Genomic DNA, 19,028 nt, shown 5'->3' on the forward strand with positions numbered 1-19,028 from the left:
GGGCAGGTCGGCCCGCCGATCCACGGACCCACCCAGATCAGGCAACTGAAGGGACAGCAATGCGACCTCTCCCCCACCTGCGGCCGACCGCGCCCGTGCGCGGCAGACCGCGTCCGCGCCGCCGCCGGCCCACGTTACGCGCGCTGCTCGCGGTCGCGGCCCTGTGCGCCGTGTCGCTGGTCGGTGTGCGCACCACCGCCTACGCCGCCGGCTCCGCTCCCTTCGGCGGCACCGCCGCCGCCGTTCCCGGCACGGTCCAGGCGGCGAACTACGACACCGGCGGCCAGGGCGTCGCGTACAACGTCACGTCCACCAACGGGTCCGCCAACAGCTACCGCTCGGACGGCATCGACCTCGAGACCACCGCCGACACCCAGGGCACCGGCGCGGCCGGCGGCACGTACGACATGGGGTGGATCACCGCAGGCCAGTGGTTCAAGTACACCGTCAACGTCGCCACCGCCGGGATCTACACGGCCAGCTTCCGGCTGTCCTCGCCGTACGGGATCACCGACGCCCTGCACATCGCCAACGCCTCGGGCACCAACCTCAGCGGCTCCGTCGCCGTCCCCAACACCGGCGGATACGAGACCTGGACCACGGTCGCGGCGAGCGTCACGCTGCCCGCAGGTGTGCAGACGCTGACCATCGACCAGGACTCCAACGGCTGGAACTTCCACAACGTGGCCTTCGCCCTGAGCTCGGGCGGCGGAGGCGGCGGGGGCGGCGGCTCCAGCGGCGACCAGCCCTTCGGCGGTACTCCGGCGGCCGTCCCGGGCACGGTCCAGGTGGCCAACTACGACACCGGCGGCCAGGGCACGGCGTACAACGTCACCTCCGCCAACGGGACGGCCGACAGTTACCGCTCGGACGGCGTCGACCTCGAGACCACCGCGGACACCCAGGACTCCGGGGTGGCCGGCGGCGCCTACGACATGGGCTGGACCACGCCGGGGCAGTGGTTCAAGTACACCGTCAACGTCGCCACCGCCGGCGTCTACACCGCCAGCTTCCGCGTCTCCTCGCCGTACGGGATCAGCGACGCCCTGCACATCGCCAACGCCTCGGGCACCAACCTCAGCGGCTCCGTCGCCGTCCCCAACACCGGCGGATACGAGACCTGGGCCACCGTGACCGCCAGCGTCACGCTGCCGGCCGGCGTGCAGACGCTGACCCTGGACCAGGACTCCAACGGCTGGAACTTCCACTATCTGGCCTTCACCCAGGGATCGGGCGGCGGCGGAGGAGGCGGCGGGGGCGGCGGTTCCGGCCCCACCGAGTACTGCGGCACCCAGGACCTCGCCCTGGACCAGCCGACCACGGCCTCCTCGACCCAGGACGCCACCGACTACCCGGCGGCCGACGCCACCGACGGCGACCCCGGCAGCCGCTGGTCCAGCGCGGCCGGCGACCCGCAGTGGCTGGACGTCGACCTCGGCTCCCCGCAGCAGATCTGCAGCGTGGGCATCCTCTGGGAGGCCGCGTACGCCACGGCGTTCCAGATCCAGGTGTCCAACGACAACGCGACCTGGACCACGATCTACTCCACGACGACCGGCACCGGCGGCAACCAGACGTTCACCGCCTCCGTGACCGACCGCTACATCCGCATGTACGGCACGGCGCGGGGAACCCAGTTCGGCTACTCGATCTTCGAGTTCGACGTCTACGGCCTGACCACCACCGCGCCGGTCACCGGCGGCAACGGCAACGGCGGCAACGGCGTCTGCCCGTGGGTCGGCTCCACCGCCCCGGTCGCCCAGCGCGTCCAGCAGGTGCTCAACACCATGGACCAGTCGGAGGAGGCCAGCCTGCTCTCCGGAGACGGCGCCTCGTCCTACATCGGCCAGGTGCCCGGCGTTCCCAACCTGTGCATCCCGCCGGACAACATGGAGGACGGCCCGTCCGGGGTCGGCGACGGCAACGGCGGCGTGACGGCCTTCCCCGACGGCGAGAACGCCGCCGCGACCTGGGATCCGGCGCTGATCAAGCAGGAGGGCGCGGCCAAGGGCGCCGAGTTCGCCGGCAAGGGCGTGAACATCTCCCTCGGCCCGACCACCAACCTGGTGCGCGACCCGCGCTGGGGCCGGACCTACGAGACGTACGGCGAGGACCCGTACCTGGCCGGCCAGATCACCTCGGCCGAGGTGGACGGCCTGCAGAGCCAGGGCGTGATGGCCATGGTCAAGCACGCCGCCGCCTACGACCAGGAGCAGTATCCGAACGGCGGCGACAACGAGACGGTCGGCCAGCAGGCGCTCGAGGAGCTCTACCTGGCGCCGTTCCAGGCCGCCATCAACCAGTCCGCTCCGGCCTCGGTGATGTGCTCGTACGCCGTGGTCAACGGCGCCCCCTCCTGCGCCAACGCCGACCTGCTGCAGGACGGACTGGACGAGCAGGCCGACTACGGCGGCTTCGTCGCCTCCGACTGGGGCGCCGCCGGCTCCGCCGTCGCGGACGCCGAGGGCGGCATGGACATCGCCATGCCGTTCTCCGACGCGAGCGACATCACCGCCGCGCTCACGGCCGGGACGCTGAGCCAGGCGACCGTCAACGCGATCGTCGCCCGGATCCTGACCCAGATGTTCGCCTTCGGCCTGTTCGACAACCCGCAGAGCGGCTCCCTCTCCGCCACCGTCACCACCGCGGCGCACCAGCAGACGGCGCTGCAGCTCGGCGAGGAGGGCACGGTCATGCTGAAGAACAACGGCCTGCTGCCGCTCAACCCGAACGCCACCGGTTCCATCGCGGTGATCGGCACCGACGGCGGCGCCGCGGTCGAGATCGCCGGCGGCGGCAGCGGCGGGGTCGACAGCTCGAACGCGGTCTGGCCGCTGACCGGCATCCAGAACGCGGTCGGGCCGAACACCAAGGTCACCTACACCGCGGGCGACGACAACGGCACCACCGACATCCCGCAGGCGGTCGCCGCGGCCCAGGCCGCCACCGACGCGATCGTCTACGTCAGCGCCCCGGAGGGCGAGGAGAGCGACCTGAAGACGCTCGACCTGTCCAGCGCGGACGAGACGATGATCGCGGACGTGGCGGCGGTGAATCCCAACACCATCGTGGTCATCAACAGCGGTTCGCCGGTGGTCATGCCGTGGCTGAACTCGGTCGCCGGGGTGTTCGAGAACTGGTACGGCGGCCAGGAGACCGGCGCCGCCACGGCCGCGCTGATCTTCGGCACCGCCGACCCGTCCGGCAAGCTGCCGGTCACCTTCCCGAGCAGCCTGAGCCAGGTCCCGGCGCAGACCACCGCGCAGTGGCCGGGCACCTCGACCGGGACGGTCTACAGCGAGGGCGTGGACATCGGCTACCGCTGGTACCAGTCCCAGAACATCACCCCCGCCTTCCCGTTCGGCTTCGGCCTGTCCTACACGAAATTCTCCTTCTCCAACCTCAACGTCGGCGCCTTCAACGCCAACGGCACGGCCACGGCGACCGCGACGGTCACCAACACCGGGTCCGTGGCCGGCGCGGACGTGGCCCAGCTGTACGTCGGCGACCCGGCAGCCAGCCAGGACCCGCCGGAGCAGCTGAGGGGCTTCCAGCGGGTCACGCTCACCCCCGGGCAGAGCGCGACGGTCAGCTTCCCGCTGACCATCCACGACCTGGCGGCCTGGTCGCCGACCGACAACCAGTGGGAGGCCCACGCGGGCACGTACTCGATCAAGGTCGGGGACGCGTCCAACAACCTGCCGCTGACCGGCTCCACCAGCCTGGCCCAGACCCTGACCGGGCAGATCGCCGCCGGCGCCTCCGGCGCGGGCGTCTCCCTGGCCAACACCGCCGTCAGCGCCAACGTCACCGCCAACTCCGGGGTGCCGGGCGCCGAGACGGTCGGCGTGGTCAACCCCTTCGGCTACAGCAGCCCGAAGGGCGCGGCGGTCTCCTTCGCCATGCAGGCCGTGGACTCCAACACCTCGCAGTCCCTCACCTACACCGCGACCGGCCTGCCGCCGGGCATCACGATCGCCTCCAACGGCACCGTCTCCGGCTCCAGCACCGCCCTCGGCACCTACACCGTCACCGTCACCGCCACCGACCCGAAGGGAGTCTCCGGCACAGCCACCTTCATCTGGTCCGTCGTCCAGTAACCCCACCGGCTGGCCCCGCCACCCCGGTGGCGGGGCCAGCCGGCGTTTCGGCGGCCCACCTGCGCCGGTTCGGGGAGCGCCTCCGGCGTCCGGGGCCGATGCCGAGCCGCCGCGCGGCCGGGCATCGTCCGAGGGCAGCCGGCACGTGCTCCCCAGCGGGCCGGGTGCCCTGCGGAGCGGCCGGGCGGCGCCGTCGCTACGATCCCTTCTGCGATCAACATCAACAGGGGGCATTGTGAAGAAAAACCTGCGCCGCATGCTGGGACTGGCTGCTGCGGCGGCACTCCTCGGCTTCGTTCCCGGCGGGACCGCCACCGCCTCGGCCGCGTCCGCGCCCGGCCCGGTCGGAGCGCTGTACAGCAGCACCGTCGGCGTCCCCGGCTCGGTCCGCGCCGGAACCACGGTCTCCCTGCACACCTGGTACATGGAGCGGTCGCGGTACTCCATGGCGGCCACCGACTTCCTCGTGTCGGTGTGGAGCGGGCAGACAGCGAGCGAGAAGGGCCTCTCCGTGAGCTGGCTCAATCCGCTGACGCACCGCTGGCAGGCCGTGGGAAGGACGGGGTACTCCGACTTCGGGCTCTCCCTGGACTCGGCGCCCACCCATCTGACGCTCGCCCCGGGCCGGTGGGCCCGGATCGACTTCCGCATCACCTTCGGCGCCTCGACCCGTCCGGGGACCTGGCACGTGGAGCCCAACGTTCCCAACGGCTTCGTCCTGCTCGACGCGTACGGCAGGCCCGTCCTGAACCCGGGCTACCTCTCGGTCGCCCACAAGCAGGACTTCACCGTCACCGTGCACCGCTGACTCCCAGCGCTACCAGGCTGGTTGTCGTCAGGGATCAGGGCTGGAGGCCCCGGCCCCGATCCCTGACGCGCCGCGGCCGCTCGATGCCTGGTCACGAGAGGGAGAGGGGTTCGCCCGGTGAAGCCTTGAACGGCGACGAACCGGCACTCACCCAACCGGTACAGCGGTTACTGCGGGCGTACGAGGCGCACCATGGAACACCTGTCGGGCATGCCAGTCCCGATGCCGTCCTGCGACGGACGGAACGCCCGGCTGCGGTCCTGTCACCGGTCGCCCGGCCAGCGCGAGCACGTGCTGCCTGCTCGCCTCGCTCCGGCCGACGAAGCGCTGCGAAACAAGAATGCGGTGACCCTCGCCCAGCCCCAGGACACCCTTGTCGAAAAGCTTGTGGTGCAACGAACACAGGCACAGACCGTTGTCGACCTCGTCCGGACCGTCGTACGACCACCAACGCACGTGAGCGGCCTCCAGGCCGACGCTGCTCGCACCGAGCATCCCGTCGTAGCCGCAGAAAGCACACTGGAACTCGTACGCCGTCAGGACGATCTCACGCATTCGGCGGTCCCGCTGTCGACGCACAGCGGTCTCCGCTTCACCCAGCAAGCCGGTCAAAGGCGCAACCTCGGCAAGCTCCAGGTCGAGACCGACGGCCTCGCACAGCTCGGTGTGCAGTGACGGCGGGAAGTTGACGTCCAGCAGCACTCTGGCCAGCCGCCCCAGCAGCGAAGGCTCCCTGGCGAGCGCCGTGCGCAACTCCGGTACGAGCCTGCCGGTGGCGCCGCTGGACCGGAGAATCCTGACCCCACTCCCCGGGCTCCCCTGCCCACGATCGGTCCTGACCTCCCAGACACCGTCACTGACCAGATGGTGGAACGGGTACGCAGGCGTCGTCGGATTCGGCGGCCCGTACTCGACCAGCAGCCGCTTCAACTCCTCTTCGACCACGCTGTACCGCAGTTCGCTGTCGGCATCCTGCTGAAAGCTGCCGAGCGCGTACAGCAGCAACAACGGCTTGTGCGGGGCACGGACCTCGTTGCTCCTCCACTGCCGCAACTTCGCCACCCGATCGAGCCAGTCCATGGCCGACAGCGTAGTTCGTGGCATCGCCGCCACCGTCGGCCGGTGATGATCGGCTCGGATGCCTCAGGAGCGAAGCGCGCCGCGGAGGCGCCCGCCCGATACTGACGTATCGCCGACCCATTGCGCTGCCGTTTTTCCGACGCATGCGGACAGAGCCCTTGTCCGCAGTGCCCTGTTCGAGTGGAGCGCATCCGCCGTAGCGGGAGCGCCAGCCCGGCAGCTCGGTAAGCCTCGTAGCACCGCGCGAAGCGATGGTGGGGGCGGGCGTAGGGTCGACTCGGCAAGGCTTCGGCCGGGCGGCACGATGATGAAGGAGACGAATCCGCGCATGACGACGGCACCCGTGATTGGCATCGGCGTCCCTGGAACATTCGCCTGGGGTGTCTTCCATGAACGGCACCCCAAGCTCGTCCAGCAGGTACTGGACGCTCTGCCGTACGGTCCGGCCCAGCGCGCGGCGGTCGGGGAACTCCTCGCCGAGAGCACGGGTGGTGTGCTCCAGCCCCTCGACAAGACCGCCCATGATCACCAGCAGTGGCTGGACTGGGGCGGGGACCTGTTCGGGCGGCCCTGGGGCGAGGCGCCGTTCCTGTGGGCGGAGAGCTACTTCTACCGCAGGCTGCTCGAAGCCACGGGCTACTTCCGTCCCGGAGCCTGGCACGGGATCGACCCGTTCGCGCCGTTCAAGAACGCCGAGTTGGCCGGGCAGACCGTTGACGAGGAGATGGCCGCCCTCGACGACCTGCCATCCCTGTCCGCCGAGAAGCGGGCCGAGGTGCTGCTCTCCTCAGCGCTCTGGGGCAATCGGGCGGATCTCAGCTTCCAGGTCACAGCCTCTTCGGCCGAGGCCCGAACCTCCACCGTGATTGCGAACGACAGCTCCCCGCTGTGGTCCGCGCTCGCCGCGGCGGAGAGGGCGCGGGTCTGCGTCATGGCCGACAACGCGGGACGCGAGCTCCTGCCCGATTTGGTCCTGGTGGATCACCTGCTCACCAGCAGTCAGGCGGCGGAGGTGGTCCTGTACGTCAAACCGTTCCCCTCCTACGTGTCGGACGCGACCACCGCCGACGTCCTCGCAACCGTCGAGCGGCTTCACGCCGCACCAGGACGCGAGGCAGCGCGGATCGGCGGTCGTCTCCGGGAGGCGATGAGCCGGGGCACCTTGGCGGTTCGCACGCACCCGTTCCTCTGCGCGCCTCTGCCCTTCCGCGACATGCCGGCCGACCTCAGAGCCGACCTCTCCGGCGCCACGATGACGATCCTCAAGGGCGACCTCAACTACCGCCGTCTCGTTGAGGACCGACTCTGGGGCGCCACAACCTCGTTCGCTGGGAGAGTCGCCTACTTCCCATCCCCGGTAGCAGCCCTGCGGACGTTGAAGTCGGACGTCATCGTGGGCCTCGACGGACAGGTGGTTGCCGGGCTGGACGCCACAGGGGAGCCGTGGCGCACCAGCGGCACGTACGGCCTCATCCAGGTCTGCGCCTGACGCAGGTGTCGCCGATGGGCGCAGCCAGTGATCGGACCCATCCGGGACGGACGGCAAATTGCGTTGACTCGTCTCCGTACCGCTGGTGGGGTAGCGGCTCATGGAGGAAGACAATCTCGCGGACGGCTGGTTCCCGGAGAGCGTGGCTGCGGGCTACGACGCCCCGGGCGGCGTGAATGCGCCTGAAGCGGTGGACCCGGTGGTGGACGTCCTCGAAGACCTGGCTGCCGGCGGTCCGGTCCTTGAGTTGGCCGTCGGAACCGGCCGAATCGCTGCCCCGCTGGCGGCCCGCGGCGTGGCCGTGAGCGGCATCGACATGAGCCGGGCGATGGCGGCGCGGATCACCGACAAGCCGGGCGGTAACCAGGTCGCGGTCACCATCGGCGACATGACCACCACGAGAGTGGACGGCCAGTTCTCCCTCGTCTACCTCGTGTTCAACACCATCAGCAACGTGACCACGCAGGACGGACAGGTCGCCGTCTTCCGCAATGCTGCCGCACACCTGCGGCCGGGCGGGGTGTTCCTGATCGAGGTGGGGGTTCCGGACCTGCGGCGTCTGCCGCCGGGCCAGGACTCGGTCCCGTTTCGGGTGGAGCCCGGTCGTGAGGGCGGCGGCTACCTGGGCTTCGACCAGTACGACGTCGTGACCCAGCAGTTCACGTCGAACCATGTCACCGTGACGGCGGACGGGAAGGGCCGGTTCTGGCGCATCCCGTTCCGGTACGCCTGGCCGGCCGAGATGGACCTCATGGCGCGTATGGCGGGACTGAGCCTGAAGCACCGCTGGGCGGGCTGGGACCGTTCGCCGTTCACGGCGGAGAGCACCACGCACGTGTCGGTCTGGCAGAAGCCTGAGGAGGCTTGCCCCTGAGCCGTAGACCAGTAGGACCCTGACGGCCGAGCAGGGAGGCTTCGGCCTGAATCTGCTCGATCTGCGGCCGGGAGCCGTCGATCATCAGGATCCAGGGGCACCCGTACTGAGGACGTCACCACACCAGCGCGGAAGCTCTGCTGGGAGCGAGCCGCTGTCCGGTTGGACGCATGGCGGCACGCACACGGGCGGCTCCGCGCCTGGTGGCAGCCTCGCCGGTGCCGACTGCCACCGTGCGTGAGCCGAGCCCGGCGCAGGTGCGGCAGGTGCCCACTTGGCGTACCGGATCGCCGCAGGTGGGGCACTCGGTCAGGGGCGCGACGGCAGGCCCCGACGTGGCCATCGGGGCCGGGACGGGCGGCAGCTTGCGCACGAGGCGGTCGCGCAGCAGCGCGGCGGCGCTGTGGACGCGATCGGGTAGGCCGGTCAGCAGGGCCTGTCCGAGGTCGCGCTCGCCGCATCCACGCTCGAGCCAGGCCGCGACCTGTGGCGCGAGAGCCATGGCCTCAACGGTCCCCACGCGTAGGCGCGGCTCGGGTCCGACGACCCGCAGCAGCGTCTCCGCCGCTCGCTGCGCGGGGCCGTCGGGCACTTGGGCCCCGCGAGCGGTCGCCATGTCGGCTGCTTGCCACCCGCCCTCCCGGGCGGCTGGAACAGTGCGTCGCTGCCCGGCCTCCCTGCGCGGCGTGGGGAGGGTGGGTTCTTTCTCCAGGTCCTTTACGGGGTTGGCGCCAGGAAGATCGGCTGCCGCACCACCGGGGACCGGAACAGTGGGAGCCGGAGCGACCTGCGAGTTCGTCTGCGGGGTGTCGTAGACGTGGGCCTCGCTGATGAAGGTCCCGTCGGCTTGGCGGACCCGCAGGACGCAGTAGTAACCGGCGGCGGTCAGCTCACGCAGCGCCCTGGCGACGGCCAGTCGGCCCTGCGGACTGGTATCGGCCATGCGCCGTCCGTCCTCGCGCCACCCATCGGGGCGCGAGAGCAGGTCGGCCAGCAGGCCCCGAGCGGTGTAGGACAGCCGCCGGTCCTGGAGGAGGTAGTTGGGCAGGATCATGAAGCCGCACGTGTGGCGGCTACGATGGACGTGCATGAGGAGTATGGCTCCTTGTGCCGGACCCCGGGGTGTTCCAGCACCGCCGGGGTCGCCTATTTAGTTCGTGGACCACGGACGGTAGCACGAACCCACGCCGCAACTCGACCCCATCCCAGACACCCTGATCACACATCAGGCAGGCTCTCCGCGTCCCTCGATCCCGAGCACCCGAAGCAGATCTGCCGATCACCCGGCAGTGCTTCCCCAGCCGCAGCACACGGCACGGGTGGGCGTCACGACGGGCCAGGTCATAGCCCTTCCTCCGGCCGATGCCGATGGCGCGAGAGACCGGCCGGGTCTTCACCAAGGAGAACGGCGAGTGGCTGCACCCGACCGCCGTGACCGACCGCTTCCGCGAGCTGGCCGAGGCGGCCGGCTTGCCGCCGGTCCGGCTGCACGACCTCCGGCACGGCCCGGCCACGCTGGCTCACGCGGCGGGCGCGACCTGCACACGATCAAGGAGATGCTCGGCCACTCGTCGATCGGCATCGCCTCGGACACGTACACGACCCTGCGCCCGCAGGTCGACGGGGCGATCGCGGAGGCGGCGGCCCGGCTCGTCCCCCGGGCGAACAGGCCGGGCAAGGTTGCCCAGTCCACCGCCGATCCGGCCAAGATCATGCCGTCCGCTCACGCAGACGGCCTCGGACGAGGTGTCCGAGGCCGACGATGGAGCCCCCAGAAGGCCAAAGTTGCAGCTCATCCGAGGTGGTGCGGTGAGCCCCCTGTCGGGTTCGAACCGACGACCCCCGCTTTACAAGAGCGGTGCTCTGGCCAACTGAGCTAAGGAGGCGTGGTGCCTGTCCGCGGCGGGCCACGGCAGGACCAGGGTGCAGTGTACCGAACGGAGTGGGGGTGGTGCCTGGTGGTTTTGTGGGTGGGAGGGGGTGTGGCGGGGTGGGTGGTTTGTGGCAAAGGGGTGGGGTTTGGGTGGTTGTAAGGGCGGGGGGCGGGCGCATTGGGGTGGGCGGGGGTGCTGACAAGGCCGCTTCGTGCAGGTACCGTCACCAGCAGTCTGCTGAAACAGTGGACTAGACCTCTCTCGGAGCGAGACTTCGGAAGAGGGCGCGACATCCACCTTTACTCGGATCGTCCGGCACGTTCCTGCCGGTGAAGGAGAAGCACAGCTATGCCTACCGTGACGTTCGACAAGGCCACCCGTATATACCCCGGTGGCCAGAAGCCCGCCGTGGACGCGCTGGACCTGGATATCGCCGATGGCGAGTTCCTCGTCCTGGTCGGTCCCTCCGGCTGCGGCAAGTCGACCAGCCTGCGGATGCTCGCGGGCCTCGAGGACGTGAACGGCGGCGCCATCCGCATCGGCGACCGCGACGTGACCCACCTCCCGCCGAAGGACCGGAACATCGCCATGGTGTTCCAGAACTACGCGCTGTACCCGCACATGACCGTCGCCGACAACATGGGCTTCGCCCTGAAGATCGCCGGCGTGAACAAGACGGAGATCCGCAGGAAGGTCGAGGAGGCCGGGAAGATCCTGGACCTCACCGAGTACCTGGACCGCAAGCCGAAGGCCCTCTCCGGCGGTCAGCGCCAGCGTGTCGCCATGGGCCGCGCGATCGTCCGCGAGCCGCAGGTCTTCCTCATGGACGAGCCGCTGTCGAACCTGGACGCCAAGCTGCGCGTGCAGACCCGCACCCAGATCGCCTCGCTCCAGCGCCGCCTGGGCATCACCACCGTCTACGTCACGCACGACCAGGTCGAGGCCATGACCATGGGCGACCGCGTCGCCGTGCTCAAGGACGGCCTGCTGCAGCAGGTCGACTCCCCGCGCAACATGTACGACCGCCCGGCCAACCTCTTCGTCGCCGGCTTCATCGGCTCGCCGGCCATGAACCTGATCGAGGTGCCGCTGGTCGACGGCGGCGTGAAGTTCGGCGACTCGACGATCGAGGTGCACCGCGCCGCCGTCGGCGGGGCCGCCGACGCGGGCGACAGCACGGTCACCATCGGCGTCCGCCCGGAGCACCTGGACCTGGTCTCCGAGGGCGACGCCCTGGGCCAGGGCGGCCGCGGCCTGGCCGTCACCGTCAACGTGGTCGAGGAGCTGGGCGCGGACGGCTACGTCTACGGCACGGCCAACGTCGGCGGCGTGGACAAGGACCTGGTGGTCCGGGTCAGCGGCCGCGCCGTCCCCCGCAAGGGCGAGGTGCTGCACGTCGTCCCGCGCACCGGCGAGACCCACGTCTTCTCCACCTCGACCGGCCTGCGCCTCGGCGACTGACCCGGAGCCCGGCAGCCCGATGTGACGTGCGCTTCTCCACGGTGGGGTGGTCCCCACCGGGGAGAAGCGCTGTCCGGGTGAAACAAAAGAGACGTCACTCATTCGGGTGACTAAATGTCGCCATATCATTACCCACCGCTAGCATCACCGTCGTGAAGCAGCTAGCGCGCCGTCTCGGCAGATCCCTCGCCTTCGTCCTGCCCGTCGTCCTGGTGACGACCGGAACCCTCGCGGTGACCCGCGTGCCCTGGGCCCCTTCCGACAACAGCGGCGATCAGCAGCAGCTCGCCGCCTCCGCGTCCTCGCAGACCGGGAGCGGCACCGCTGTCGGCACGAGCGCCGGCACCGGCCACAGCAGCCCGCAGGACGCCCTGCGCAGCCGGCTGCTGCGGGAGCTGGACGCGCAGAACCCCGGCGTGGCGCTGAACTCCCTGCAGCAGGCCATGGAGCAGCAGCCCTCGCTGACCCGCTACTGCACCGGTATCGCCCGGGACCTGGGCCAGGCCGCCGTCCGCAAGTACCGGGGCGACGTCCGCCGGGCGCAGTCCTTCGCCCGCCCGGTCTGCGACGGCTCCTTCGCCGCCGGGACGATGGCGGGAACCGGCTGACCGGCACACCGGCTGGCCCGCCCACCGGCCGCCGGACCCCGACCCGCCCGGCCCGCCGACCGACAACGGCCGGGCCGGGCGGGCGGATTCGGGCCGACCGGCCCCTACCCGGCCGAACCCGCTGAACGCACACTGAACGCGGGGAAGCCGCCGAGGTCCCGGTCGGCGCACCCGCTGTCACCTTCTCCCCATAGGGTGCTCCCATGACCGCTGACCTCATCCCCTCCACCGAGGGTTCTCCGCTGGCCTCATCGCCCGTCACTCAGGCCGTGATCCTGGCCGGCGGTCAGGGCTCCCGGCTGCGCCCGTACACCGACACGCGTCCCAAGCCGATGATCGAGATCCCCGGCACCGGCGTCCCCATCATCGGCCACCAGCTCCAGTGGCTGGCCGAGGAGGGCGTCACGGACGTCGTCATCTCCTGCGGTCACCTGGCCGAGGTGCTCCAGACCTGGCTCAAGGAGTCGGACCTCCCGCTCAACGTGACCACGGTCGTCGAGACGGAGCCGCTCGGCCGAGGCGGCGGCCTGAAGTTCGCCGCCTCCTCGCTGCCGCGCCAGGACCAGCCCTGGTACGCCACCAACGGCGACATCTGGACCCGCTTCCAGCTGCGCGACATGGCGGACTTCCACTCCGAGCGGGACGCCCACGCGACGCTCGCCCTGGCCCGCCCGCGCCTGCCGTGGGGCACGGTGGACACCGACCAGTTCGGCAACATCCTGGACTTCATCGAGGCGCCGCCGTCGCCGTACCTGATCAACGCGGGTGTGTACGTCTTCTCCGCCCAGTTCGCGTCCATGCTGCCCGATCTGGGCGACCACGAGCGCAGCACGTTCCCGCGGCTGGCCCGCGAGCGCCGGCTGTCCGGCTGGGAGCTGCCCCAGGGCGTGTACTGGCGGGCCATCGACACCGCCAAGGACCTCTCCGAGGCCGCCAAGGAGCTGGCCGCCAGCCGCGCCAAGGGCTGACGGGACGCCTCCCCCTGAGACCGCCGGGAACGGCACGCCGGGGACGCACGCACGGTGGCCCCGTACCGACTGATCGCCAGTCAGGTACGGGGCCACTGTGCGTGTCAGCGGCGCTGAGCCGGAGCCGGGCCGGGGCCGGACGCGCCCGCCGCGCCCGGCCCCGGCCTCTCGGCCGGAGGTCACCCGCCGCCGAGCAGGCCGCCCAGGACGCCGTTGCCGGAGGTGGGCCCGGACGACGGCGAGCCGGTCCGGTGGTGACCGGTGGTGGGCGCGGGGGCGGTGCCGCCGCCGGTGCCGGTCGGGCCGTGCCCGGCGCCGGCTCCGCTGCTGCTGCCGGTGCCGGACGCCGTGCCGGTGCCGGTGCCCGTGCCGCTGCTGTGGTGCCGGGACGCGGTGTGGTGCGCCGACGGGCTCGCGGTGGCCGAGGCGTGCGGCGAGGCGGAGGCGTGGGCGTGCGCCGAGGGCTTGGCGCTGCCGTGCGGCGTGCTCGCCGTCGGCGTGGGCCACATCGGGTCCGGGTAGCTGGTCGGCAGGCTGCTGGGGGTGCCGGTGCTGTCCGGGACGACGGTGGTGACGGTCCGGCTGCCGCGTACCGCCGCGCCCATGGCCGAGCCCAGCAGCAGCGTCGAGCCGGCGACCACGACCGCGATCACGAAGCCGCGCCGCAGCACCCGGCGGCGCAGCCGGGAGACCGGGGCGCGCTCGCCCAGCCGCCGCCACGCCTCGATGGCGAGCCGGCCGTCCAGCGAGAACAGCGGGGCGCCGGCCAGCAGCAGCGGGCTCCAGGCGGCCAGGTAGATGATCTCCGGGGCGTCGTAGACCGGGGCCGAGCGCCAGCTGACGGTCACCAGCAGGACGACGGCCAGGATCATGCCCAGCGCGGCCGCGAACCGCTGCCACAGCCCGAGGACGCACAGCACGCCGACGACGATCTGGACGAAGGCGACGCCCAGGCCCGCGCCCACCGGATGGGTGAGCGCCTGGTTCAGCAGCGGCGCCGCCACCGGCCACGGGTGCAGCGACTGCAGCCAGTGCATCATCGAGCCGCGCGCGCCGCCGTTGAAGTAGACCGGGTCGCAGAGCTTGCTGAAGCCCGCGTAGATGGAGATGCCGCCGAGGAACAGCCGCAGCGGCAGCAGCACCAGGCCGAGGTCGACCCGGCGCCCCGGGTACCAGGCGTGGCGAACCGGTTCTCCCGGCTCGCGTACGCCCAGCTCGTACGTCTCCTCGTAGCGCTCGCGGTCCCGGTCGCGCGCGTCCCGCCCCGGGTAGGGCTGGTACGGCTGGTACGTCTCCTCGGGCGCGATCCGGGACATCGGCTGGGTGGCGTCCGGGATCTGCTGCCGGGGCAGCACCGGGGTGCCCAGGCCGCCCTGGCGCAGGGCGTCCAGCAGCGGGTCGGCACCGCCGGTCCAGGTGATCGGGGTGACCCGGGGCTTGCGCCGGGGCTGCTGCTGCGGCGCGAGCTGCTGGTTGCCGAAAAGCGGTGCGCCCGCCCCGGCGAGGGCCGGGAAGCCGGGGACGACGAGCAGCTGCTGGGTGTCGTCGGACATGCGGGGGGCTTCGAACAGCGGGCTCACCGGAGCGCCCAAGCGCACCCGAAAGCTCGCCGTCGTGGTGTTGAGCCGGGCCGGATCGGTCGGAACCTTGACCCCGTAGAGCCCCGGCTCGGCGTCTATCCCCTCGGCCGCTGCCTTCTGGGGCCGCGTAGGTGTTCTGGTGTCCACACACCACTAACCGCCCGAGGGTCCGTTTGGACACCCTCTGCGGCAAGACTCGGCGCGCACACCGGCCCACGCGCCCACCGCGCGGACGCCCCCGCCGCGGGCGGGGCGCACCGCCCCGCCCGCGCGGCCGGTCGGCTCAGCGCTTGGCGCGGAGCCTGGCGGCCTCGTAGAGCACGATGCCGGCCGCCACGCCCGCGTTGAGGGATTCGGCGGCGCCGGGCATGGGGATGCGCACCGTCAGGTCGCAGGTCTCCGAGACCAGCCGGGAGAGGCCCTTGCCCTCGGAGCCGATGACGATGACCACCGGCCCGGTGAGCGCCTCCAGGTCGCTGAGGTCGGCGTCGCCGTCGGCGGCGAGGCCGACGACGAAGCAGCCGGCCTTCTGGTACGCCTCCAGCGTCCTGGTCATGTTGGTCATCCGGGCGACCGGCACCCGCGCCGCCGCGCCGGAGGAGGTCTTCCACGCGCCGGCCGTCATGCCCGCGGCGCGCCGCTCGGGGATGACCACGCCGTGGCCGTCGAAGGCGGCGACGGAGCGGACGATGGCGCCCAGGTTGCGCGAGTCGGTGATCCCGTCCAGCGCCACGATCAGCGGGCTCTCGTGGTTGTCGGCGGCCCGCGCCAGCAGGTCGTCCGGGTGCGCGTAGTCGTACGGCGGCACCTGCAGGATCAGGCCCTGGTGGTTGTGGCCCTCGGCGAGGTTGTCGAGCTGCTGGCGCGGGGCCTCCATCAGCGGCACGCCGCGTTCGGTGGCCAGCGTCAGCGCCTCGCGCACCCGCTCGTCGTTGTCGATGAACTGCTGGACGTAGAGCGCCGAGGCGGGCACGCCGCCCTGCAGCGCCTCCACAACCGAGTTGCGGCCGTAGACCAGCTCGGAGCCGGCCTTGCCGCCGCGCCGCGCGTTGCCGCGGGACTTGTTGCCCGCGACGGAGCGCTTGGCGGCGGCGTTGGCCAGCCGGTTCTTCTTGTGCCCCTTGCGCTCGGAGGCGGGCGGGGTCGGGCCCTTGCCCTCCAGGGACTTCCGGCTGTGGCCACCGGTACCGACCGACGGGCCCTTCTTGGAGCCGGGGTTGCGGCGGTTCCTGCGCTGGCTGTTGCCGGCCATCAGTACGGTCCTGCTTTCGTGGTTGAACGTGAGAACGTGAAAACTCAGCTGAGGGTCCAGCGGGAGCCGTCGGCGCGGTCCTCGATGGCGAGTCCGGCCTGGGCGAGCCGGTCCCGGATGGCGTCCGAGGTGGCGTAGTCCTTGCGCTCCCGCGCGGCCTGACGCTGCTCCAGCACCAGCTTGACCAGGGCGTCGACGACGCCGTGCAGGTCCTCTCCCTGCTGCGGTCCGGCCCAGGCCGGGTCCAGCGGGTCGAGTCCGAGTACCCCGAGCATCGCACGGACCTCGGCCAGACGCGCTACCGCGTTCTCCTTGTCGTCCGCCGCCAGGGCCGCGTTCCCCTGCCGGACGGCGGTGTGGACGATGGCCAGGGCCTGCGGGACGCCGAAGTCGTCGTCCATGGCCTCGGCGAACGCCGGGGGCACCTGCGGCGCGGGCTCGACCAGTCCGTGCAGCTCGGTGACCCGCTGAGCGAAGCCCTCGATCCGGGCGAAGCCGGTCTCGGCCTCGCGCAGGGCCTCCTCGCTGTACTCGATCATCGAGCGGTAGTGCGGGGTGCCCAGGTAGTAGCGCAGCACGATCGGACGCCACGTCTGCACCATCTCGGAGACCAGCACCGAGTTGCCGAGCGACTTGCTCATCTTCTCGCCGCTGAGCGTCACCCAGGCGTTGTGCATCCAGTAGTTAGCGAACTCGTCACCGTACGCCTTGGACTGCGCGATCTCGTTCTCGTGGTGCGGGAAGATCAGGTCCCGGCCGCCGCCGTGGATGTCGAAGGCGGAGCCGAGGTATTTGTGCGCCATGGCGGAGCACTCCAGGTGCCAGCCGGGGCGGCCGGGGCCCCACGGCGTCTCCCAGCTGGGCTCGCCCGGCTTGACGGCCTTCCACATGGCGAAGTCGCGCTGGTCCCGCTTGCCGGTCTCGCCCTCGCCCTCGGGCTGGCGCAGGTTCTCCAGCTCCTGGTGCGACAGCGACAGGTAGTCCGGGTAGGAGGTGACGCTGAAGTAGACGTTGCCCTCCGACTCGTAGGCGTGGCCGCTCTCGATCAGGCCGCGCATCAGCTGGATCATCTCCGGGATGTGCCCGGTGGCCCGGGGCTCGCCGGTGGGCGGCAGGCAGCCGAGCGCGGCGTAGCCGTCGTTGAAGGCGCGCTCGTTGGCGTAGCCGATCTGCCACCAGGGGCGCCCGCTCTCGCGCGCCTTGACGATGATCTTGTCGTCGATGTCGGTGACGTTGCGGATGAAGGTGACGTCGTAGCCGCGGTAGGCGAACCAGCGACGGAAGATGTCGAAGTTCAGGTACGAGCGGATATGACCGATATGCGGTGGGGCCTGTACGGTCGCGCCGCACAGGTAGATCGAGACACAGCCCGGCACGAGCGGGACGAAGTCGCGTACCTGGCTGGCGCTGGTGTCGTACAGGCGAATACTCACAGCGTCAAGCGTAGTGGGAACCAGGGGGTGCCCGGTGCCTCTCCGGGCACCCGGATGCCGAACGTCAGTACACCAGGGCCGTGGCGACGGCCACCAGACCCTCGGCCCTGCCGGTCAGACCGAGCCCGTCGGAGGTCGTCCCGGCGACCGAGAAGGGCGCGCCCACCGCCTCGGAGAGCACCCGCTGGGCCTCCTCGCGGCGGGTGCCGATCTTCGGCCGTACGCCGATGACCTGCACCGCGACATTGCCGATCTCGAATCCGGCGGCCCGGACGATCCTGGCCGCCTCGGCCAGCAGCCGCACCCCGGAGGCCCCGGCCCACTCCGGGCGGTCGGTGCCGAAGTGCGTGCCGAGGTCGCCGACGCCGGCGGCGGAGAAAAGTGCGTCACATGCCGCGTGGGCGACGACATCGCCGTCCGAGTGCCCGGCCAGGCCGAACTCCTGGCCCTCCCAGCGCAGCCCGGCCACCCACAGCTCGCGCCCGGCCTCGAAGGCGTGGACGTCGGTGCCGATACCGGTGCGCGGCAGCCGCGGGGCAGCCGCCGGGCCCGGTCCGGGCTCTGGCGCCCGGTCAGAAGCGGCGGAAGCGGAAGCCGCGCGGCTCCCGGGGTGCTCAGAAGTCATCGTGCGCCCTCCGTCGTGCCAGGACCGCCTCGGCCAGGACCAGGTCCAGCGGGCGGGTCACCTTGAACGCCTCCTCGTGACCGGGGACGACCACGACCTGCCCGCCGTAGCGCTCCACCAGGCCGGCGTCGTCGGTGGCGTCCGAGCCGTCGCTCAGCGCCTTGTCGTGGACGCTCTGCAGCAGGTCGCGGCGGAACCCCTGCGGGGTCTGCACCGCGCGCAGCATCGAGCGGTCGGGCGTGTCGAGCACCGGCTCGGGCCGGCCGGGGCCGTCCGCCGGGCCGACCCGCTTGACCGTGTCGGCCAGCGGCACCGCCGGGACGACGGCCTGCGCGCCCTCGTCGACGGCGCGGGCGACCGCGTCCACGACCTCCACCGGGACCAGCGGGCGGGCGGCGTCGTGCACCAGCACCACGTCCACCTCCGGCGGCAGCGCGGCCAGCCCGAGCCGGACCGACTCCTGCCGGGTGGCGCCGCCCGGGACGACCAGGACCCGCGGGCCGCTGTCGGAGCCCTCGGCCCCGGCGTCGGCCAGCATCCCGCGGACCCGGGCGACTCCGTCGGCGGGCGCGACCACCACGACCAGCGTGACGGCGCGGGAGCGCGCGAGCGCGCGGACGGCGTGGACGAGGAGCGGCACGCCCCCCAGTCCACGCAGGGCCTTGGGGGCGCCGGGGCCCAGTCGTTCGCCCCGCCCTGCGGCGGGTACCACTGCTGCGGCGTTCAGGTTTTGTTCCTTCAACGAAGTGGGTATGGCCAAGGCGTGCCGGGCCAAGCACCTTCCGTGGAGCCCGACCCGCTCGTCCCGGCACACTACCGGTCGGTGGTTCACCGGCCGTCAGACAACGCCTCGCACACCGGCGGCCGCCCCGGCCG

The 19,028-nt window shown here is 71.6% G+C and carries 14 protein-coding genes and 1 tRNA gene; 7 read left to right on the forward strand and 8 right to left on the reverse strand.

The window, feature by feature from the left end:
• Window positions 1–59 precede the first annotated feature (59 nt).
• On the forward strand, window positions 60–4,100 hold the full coding sequence (locus tag GXW83_RS31670) for a glycoside hydrolase family 3 C-terminal domain-containing protein (RefSeq protein ID WP_182446440.1): 4,041 nt from the start codon (window positions 60–62) through the stop codon (window positions 4,098–4,100).
• Between the two features lie 256 nt (window positions 4,101–4,356).
• The gene (locus tag GXW83_RS31675) at window positions 4,357–4,908 is read left to right on the forward strand and encodes a hypothetical protein (protein ID WP_182446441.1); all 552 of its coding nucleotides are present in this window, start codon (window positions 4,357–4,359) and stop codon (window positions 4,906–4,908) included.
• Window positions 4,909–5,055: 147 nt separating this feature from the next.
• On the opposite strand, the gene GXW83_RS31680 is transcribed toward GXW83_RS31675, so the two are convergent.
• The gene (locus tag GXW83_RS31680) at window positions 5,056–5,988 is read right to left on the reverse strand and encodes a phosphorothioated DNA-binding restriction endonuclease (RefSeq protein ID WP_182446442.1); all 933 of its coding nucleotides are present in this window, start codon (window positions 5,986–5,988) and stop codon (window positions 5,056–5,058) included.
• 328 nt (window positions 5,989–6,316) lie between these two features.
• Here GXW83_RS31680 and GXW83_RS31685 point away from each other — a divergent pair, with 328 nt between their 5' ends.
• On the forward strand, window positions 6,317–7,477 hold the full coding sequence (locus GXW83_RS31685; RefSeq protein ID WP_182446443.1) for a damage-control phosphatase ARMT1 family protein: 1,161 nt from the start codon (window positions 6,317–6,319) through the stop codon (window positions 7,475–7,477).
• A gap of 100 nt (window positions 7,478–7,577) precedes the next feature.
• A complete protein-coding gene (locus GXW83_RS31690; protein ID WP_182446444.1) occupies window positions 7,578–8,351 on the forward strand; it encodes a class I SAM-dependent methyltransferase in 774 nt (257 codons plus the stop codon).
• Window positions 8,352–8,466: 115 nt separating this feature from the next.
• Here the strand turns inward: GXW83_RS31690 and GXW83_RS31695 are convergent, their stop codons facing one another.
• Together GXW83_RS31695 and GXW83_RS31700 are read right to left on the reverse strand one after the other, a co-directional pair.
• The gene (locus GXW83_RS31695) at window positions 8,467–9,441 is read right to left on the reverse strand and encodes a hypothetical protein (RefSeq protein ID WP_182446445.1); all 975 of its coding nucleotides are present in this window, start codon (window positions 9,439–9,441) and stop codon (window positions 8,467–8,469) included.
• Between the two features lie 722 nt (window positions 9,442–10,163).
• A tRNA-Thr gene (locus GXW83_RS31700) sits at window positions 10,164–10,237 on the reverse strand.
• 336 nt (window positions 10,238–10,573) lie between these two features.
• On the opposite strand from GXW83_RS31700, the gene GXW83_RS31705 reads away from it, so the two are divergent.
• The 3 genes from GXW83_RS31705 to GXW83_RS31715 all read left to right on the forward strand — a co-directional run bounded on the left by GXW83_RS31705 (window position 10,574) and on the right by GXW83_RS31715 (window position 13,262).
• Complete coding sequence (locus GXW83_RS31705) at window positions 10,574–11,686, forward strand: ABC transporter ATP-binding protein (protein ID WP_182446446.1); 1,113 nt, start codon at window positions 10,574–10,576, stop codon at window positions 11,684–11,686.
• A 152-nt stretch (window positions 11,687–11,838) separates the two neighbouring features.
• On the forward strand, window positions 11,839–12,294 hold the full coding sequence (locus tag GXW83_RS31710; RefSeq protein WP_182446447.1) for a hypothetical protein: 456 nt from the start codon (window positions 11,839–11,841) through the stop codon (window positions 12,292–12,294).
• A gap of 203 nt (window positions 12,295–12,497) precedes the next feature.
• Entirely contained in the window at window positions 12,498–13,262 is a 765-nt protein-coding gene (locus GXW83_RS31715) for a nucleotidyltransferase family protein (protein ID WP_182446448.1), read from the forward strand.
• 179 nt (window positions 13,263–13,441) lie between these two features.
• Here GXW83_RS31715 and GXW83_RS31720 read toward each other — a convergent pair whose 3' ends face one another.
• The 5 genes from GXW83_RS31720 to ispD form a co-directional block, all read right to left on the reverse strand.
• On the reverse strand, window positions 13,442–14,815 hold the full coding sequence (locus GXW83_RS31720) for a DoxX family protein (protein WP_182446449.1): 1,374 nt from the start codon (window positions 14,813–14,815) through the stop codon (window positions 13,442–13,444).
• A 310-nt stretch (window positions 14,816–15,125) separates the two neighbouring features.
• Entirely contained in the window at window positions 15,126–16,094 is a 969-nt protein-coding gene (gene rlmB, locus GXW83_RS31725; protein ID WP_182446450.1) for a 23S rRNA (guanosine(2251)-2'-O)-methyltransferase RlmB, read from the reverse strand.
• Window positions 16,095–16,138: 44 nt separating this feature from the next.
• The gene (gene cysS, locus GXW83_RS31730; RefSeq protein ID WP_182446451.1) at window positions 16,139–17,527 is read right to left on the reverse strand and encodes a cysteine--tRNA ligase; all 1,389 of its coding nucleotides are present in this window, start codon (window positions 17,525–17,527) and stop codon (window positions 16,139–16,141) included.
• 64 nt (window positions 17,528–17,591) lie between these two features.
• Window positions 17,592–18,152, reverse strand: coding sequence for a 2-C-methyl-D-erythritol 2,4-cyclodiphosphate synthase (ispF, locus tag GXW83_RS31735; RefSeq protein WP_182446452.1), 561 nt, complete (start codon window positions 18,150–18,152; stop codon window positions 17,592–17,594).
• Window positions 18,142–18,864, reverse strand: a complete 723-nt coding sequence (ispD, locus tag GXW83_RS31740; protein ID WP_182447689.1) for a 2-C-methyl-D-erythritol 4-phosphate cytidylyltransferase — start codon at window positions 18,862–18,864, stop codon at window positions 18,142–18,144. The genes ispF and ispD overlap by 11 nt, the downstream gene beginning before the upstream one ends.
• Between the last annotated feature and the right edge of the window lie 164 nt (window positions 18,865–19,028).

Source organism: Streptacidiphilus sp. PB12-B1b, assembly GCF_014084125.1.
In the GTDB taxonomy this organism is placed as follows: domain Bacteria; phylum Actinomycetota; class Actinomycetes; order Streptomycetales; family Streptomycetaceae; genus Streptacidiphilus.

Excerpts from the sequence above, each read along its gene's own strand:
- GXW83_RS31680 (WP_182446442.1), bottom strand. The coding sequence starts at position 5,988 with ATGGACTGGCTCGATCGGGTGGCGAAGTTGCGGCAGTGGAGGAGCAAC.
- GXW83_RS31685 (WP_182446443.1), top strand. The coding sequence starts at position 6,317 with ATGACGACGGCACCCGTGATTGGCATCGGCGTCCCTGGAACATTCGCC.
- GXW83_RS31705 (WP_182446446.1), top strand. The coding sequence starts at position 10,574 with ATGCCTACCGTGACGTTCGACAAGGCCACCCGTATATACCCCGGTGGC.
- GXW83_RS31675 (WP_182446441.1), top strand. The coding sequence starts at position 4,357 with ATGCTGGGACTGGCTGCTGCGGCGGCACTCCTCGGCTTCGTTCCCGGC.
- GXW83_RS31690 (WP_182446444.1), top strand. The coding sequence starts at position 7,578 with ATGGAGGAAGACAATCTCGCGGACGGCTGGTTCCCGGAGAGCGTGGCT.
- GXW83_RS31695 (WP_182446445.1), bottom strand. The coding sequence starts at position 9,441 with ATGCACGTCCATCGTAGCCGCCACACGTGCGGCTTCATGATCCTGCCC.
- GXW83_RS31670 (WP_182446440.1), top strand. The coding sequence starts at position 60 with ATGCGACCTCTCCCCCACCTGCGGCCGACCGCGCCCGTGCGCGGCAGA.
- ispF (WP_182446452.1), bottom strand. The coding sequence starts at position 18,152 with ATGACTTCTGAGCACCCCGGGAGCCGCGCGGCTTCCGCTTCCGCCGCT.
- GXW83_RS31720 (WP_182446449.1), bottom strand. The coding sequence starts at position 14,815 with ATGTCCGACGACACCCAGCAGCTGCTCGTCGTCCCCGGCTTCCCGGCC.
- GXW83_RS31715 (WP_182446448.1), top strand. The coding sequence starts at position 12,498 with ATGACCGCTGACCTCATCCCCTCCACCGAGGGTTCTCCGCTGGCCTCA.
- rlmB (WP_182446450.1), bottom strand. The coding sequence starts at position 16,094 with ATGGCCGGCAACAGCCAGCGCAGGAACCGCCGCAACCCCGGCTCCAAG.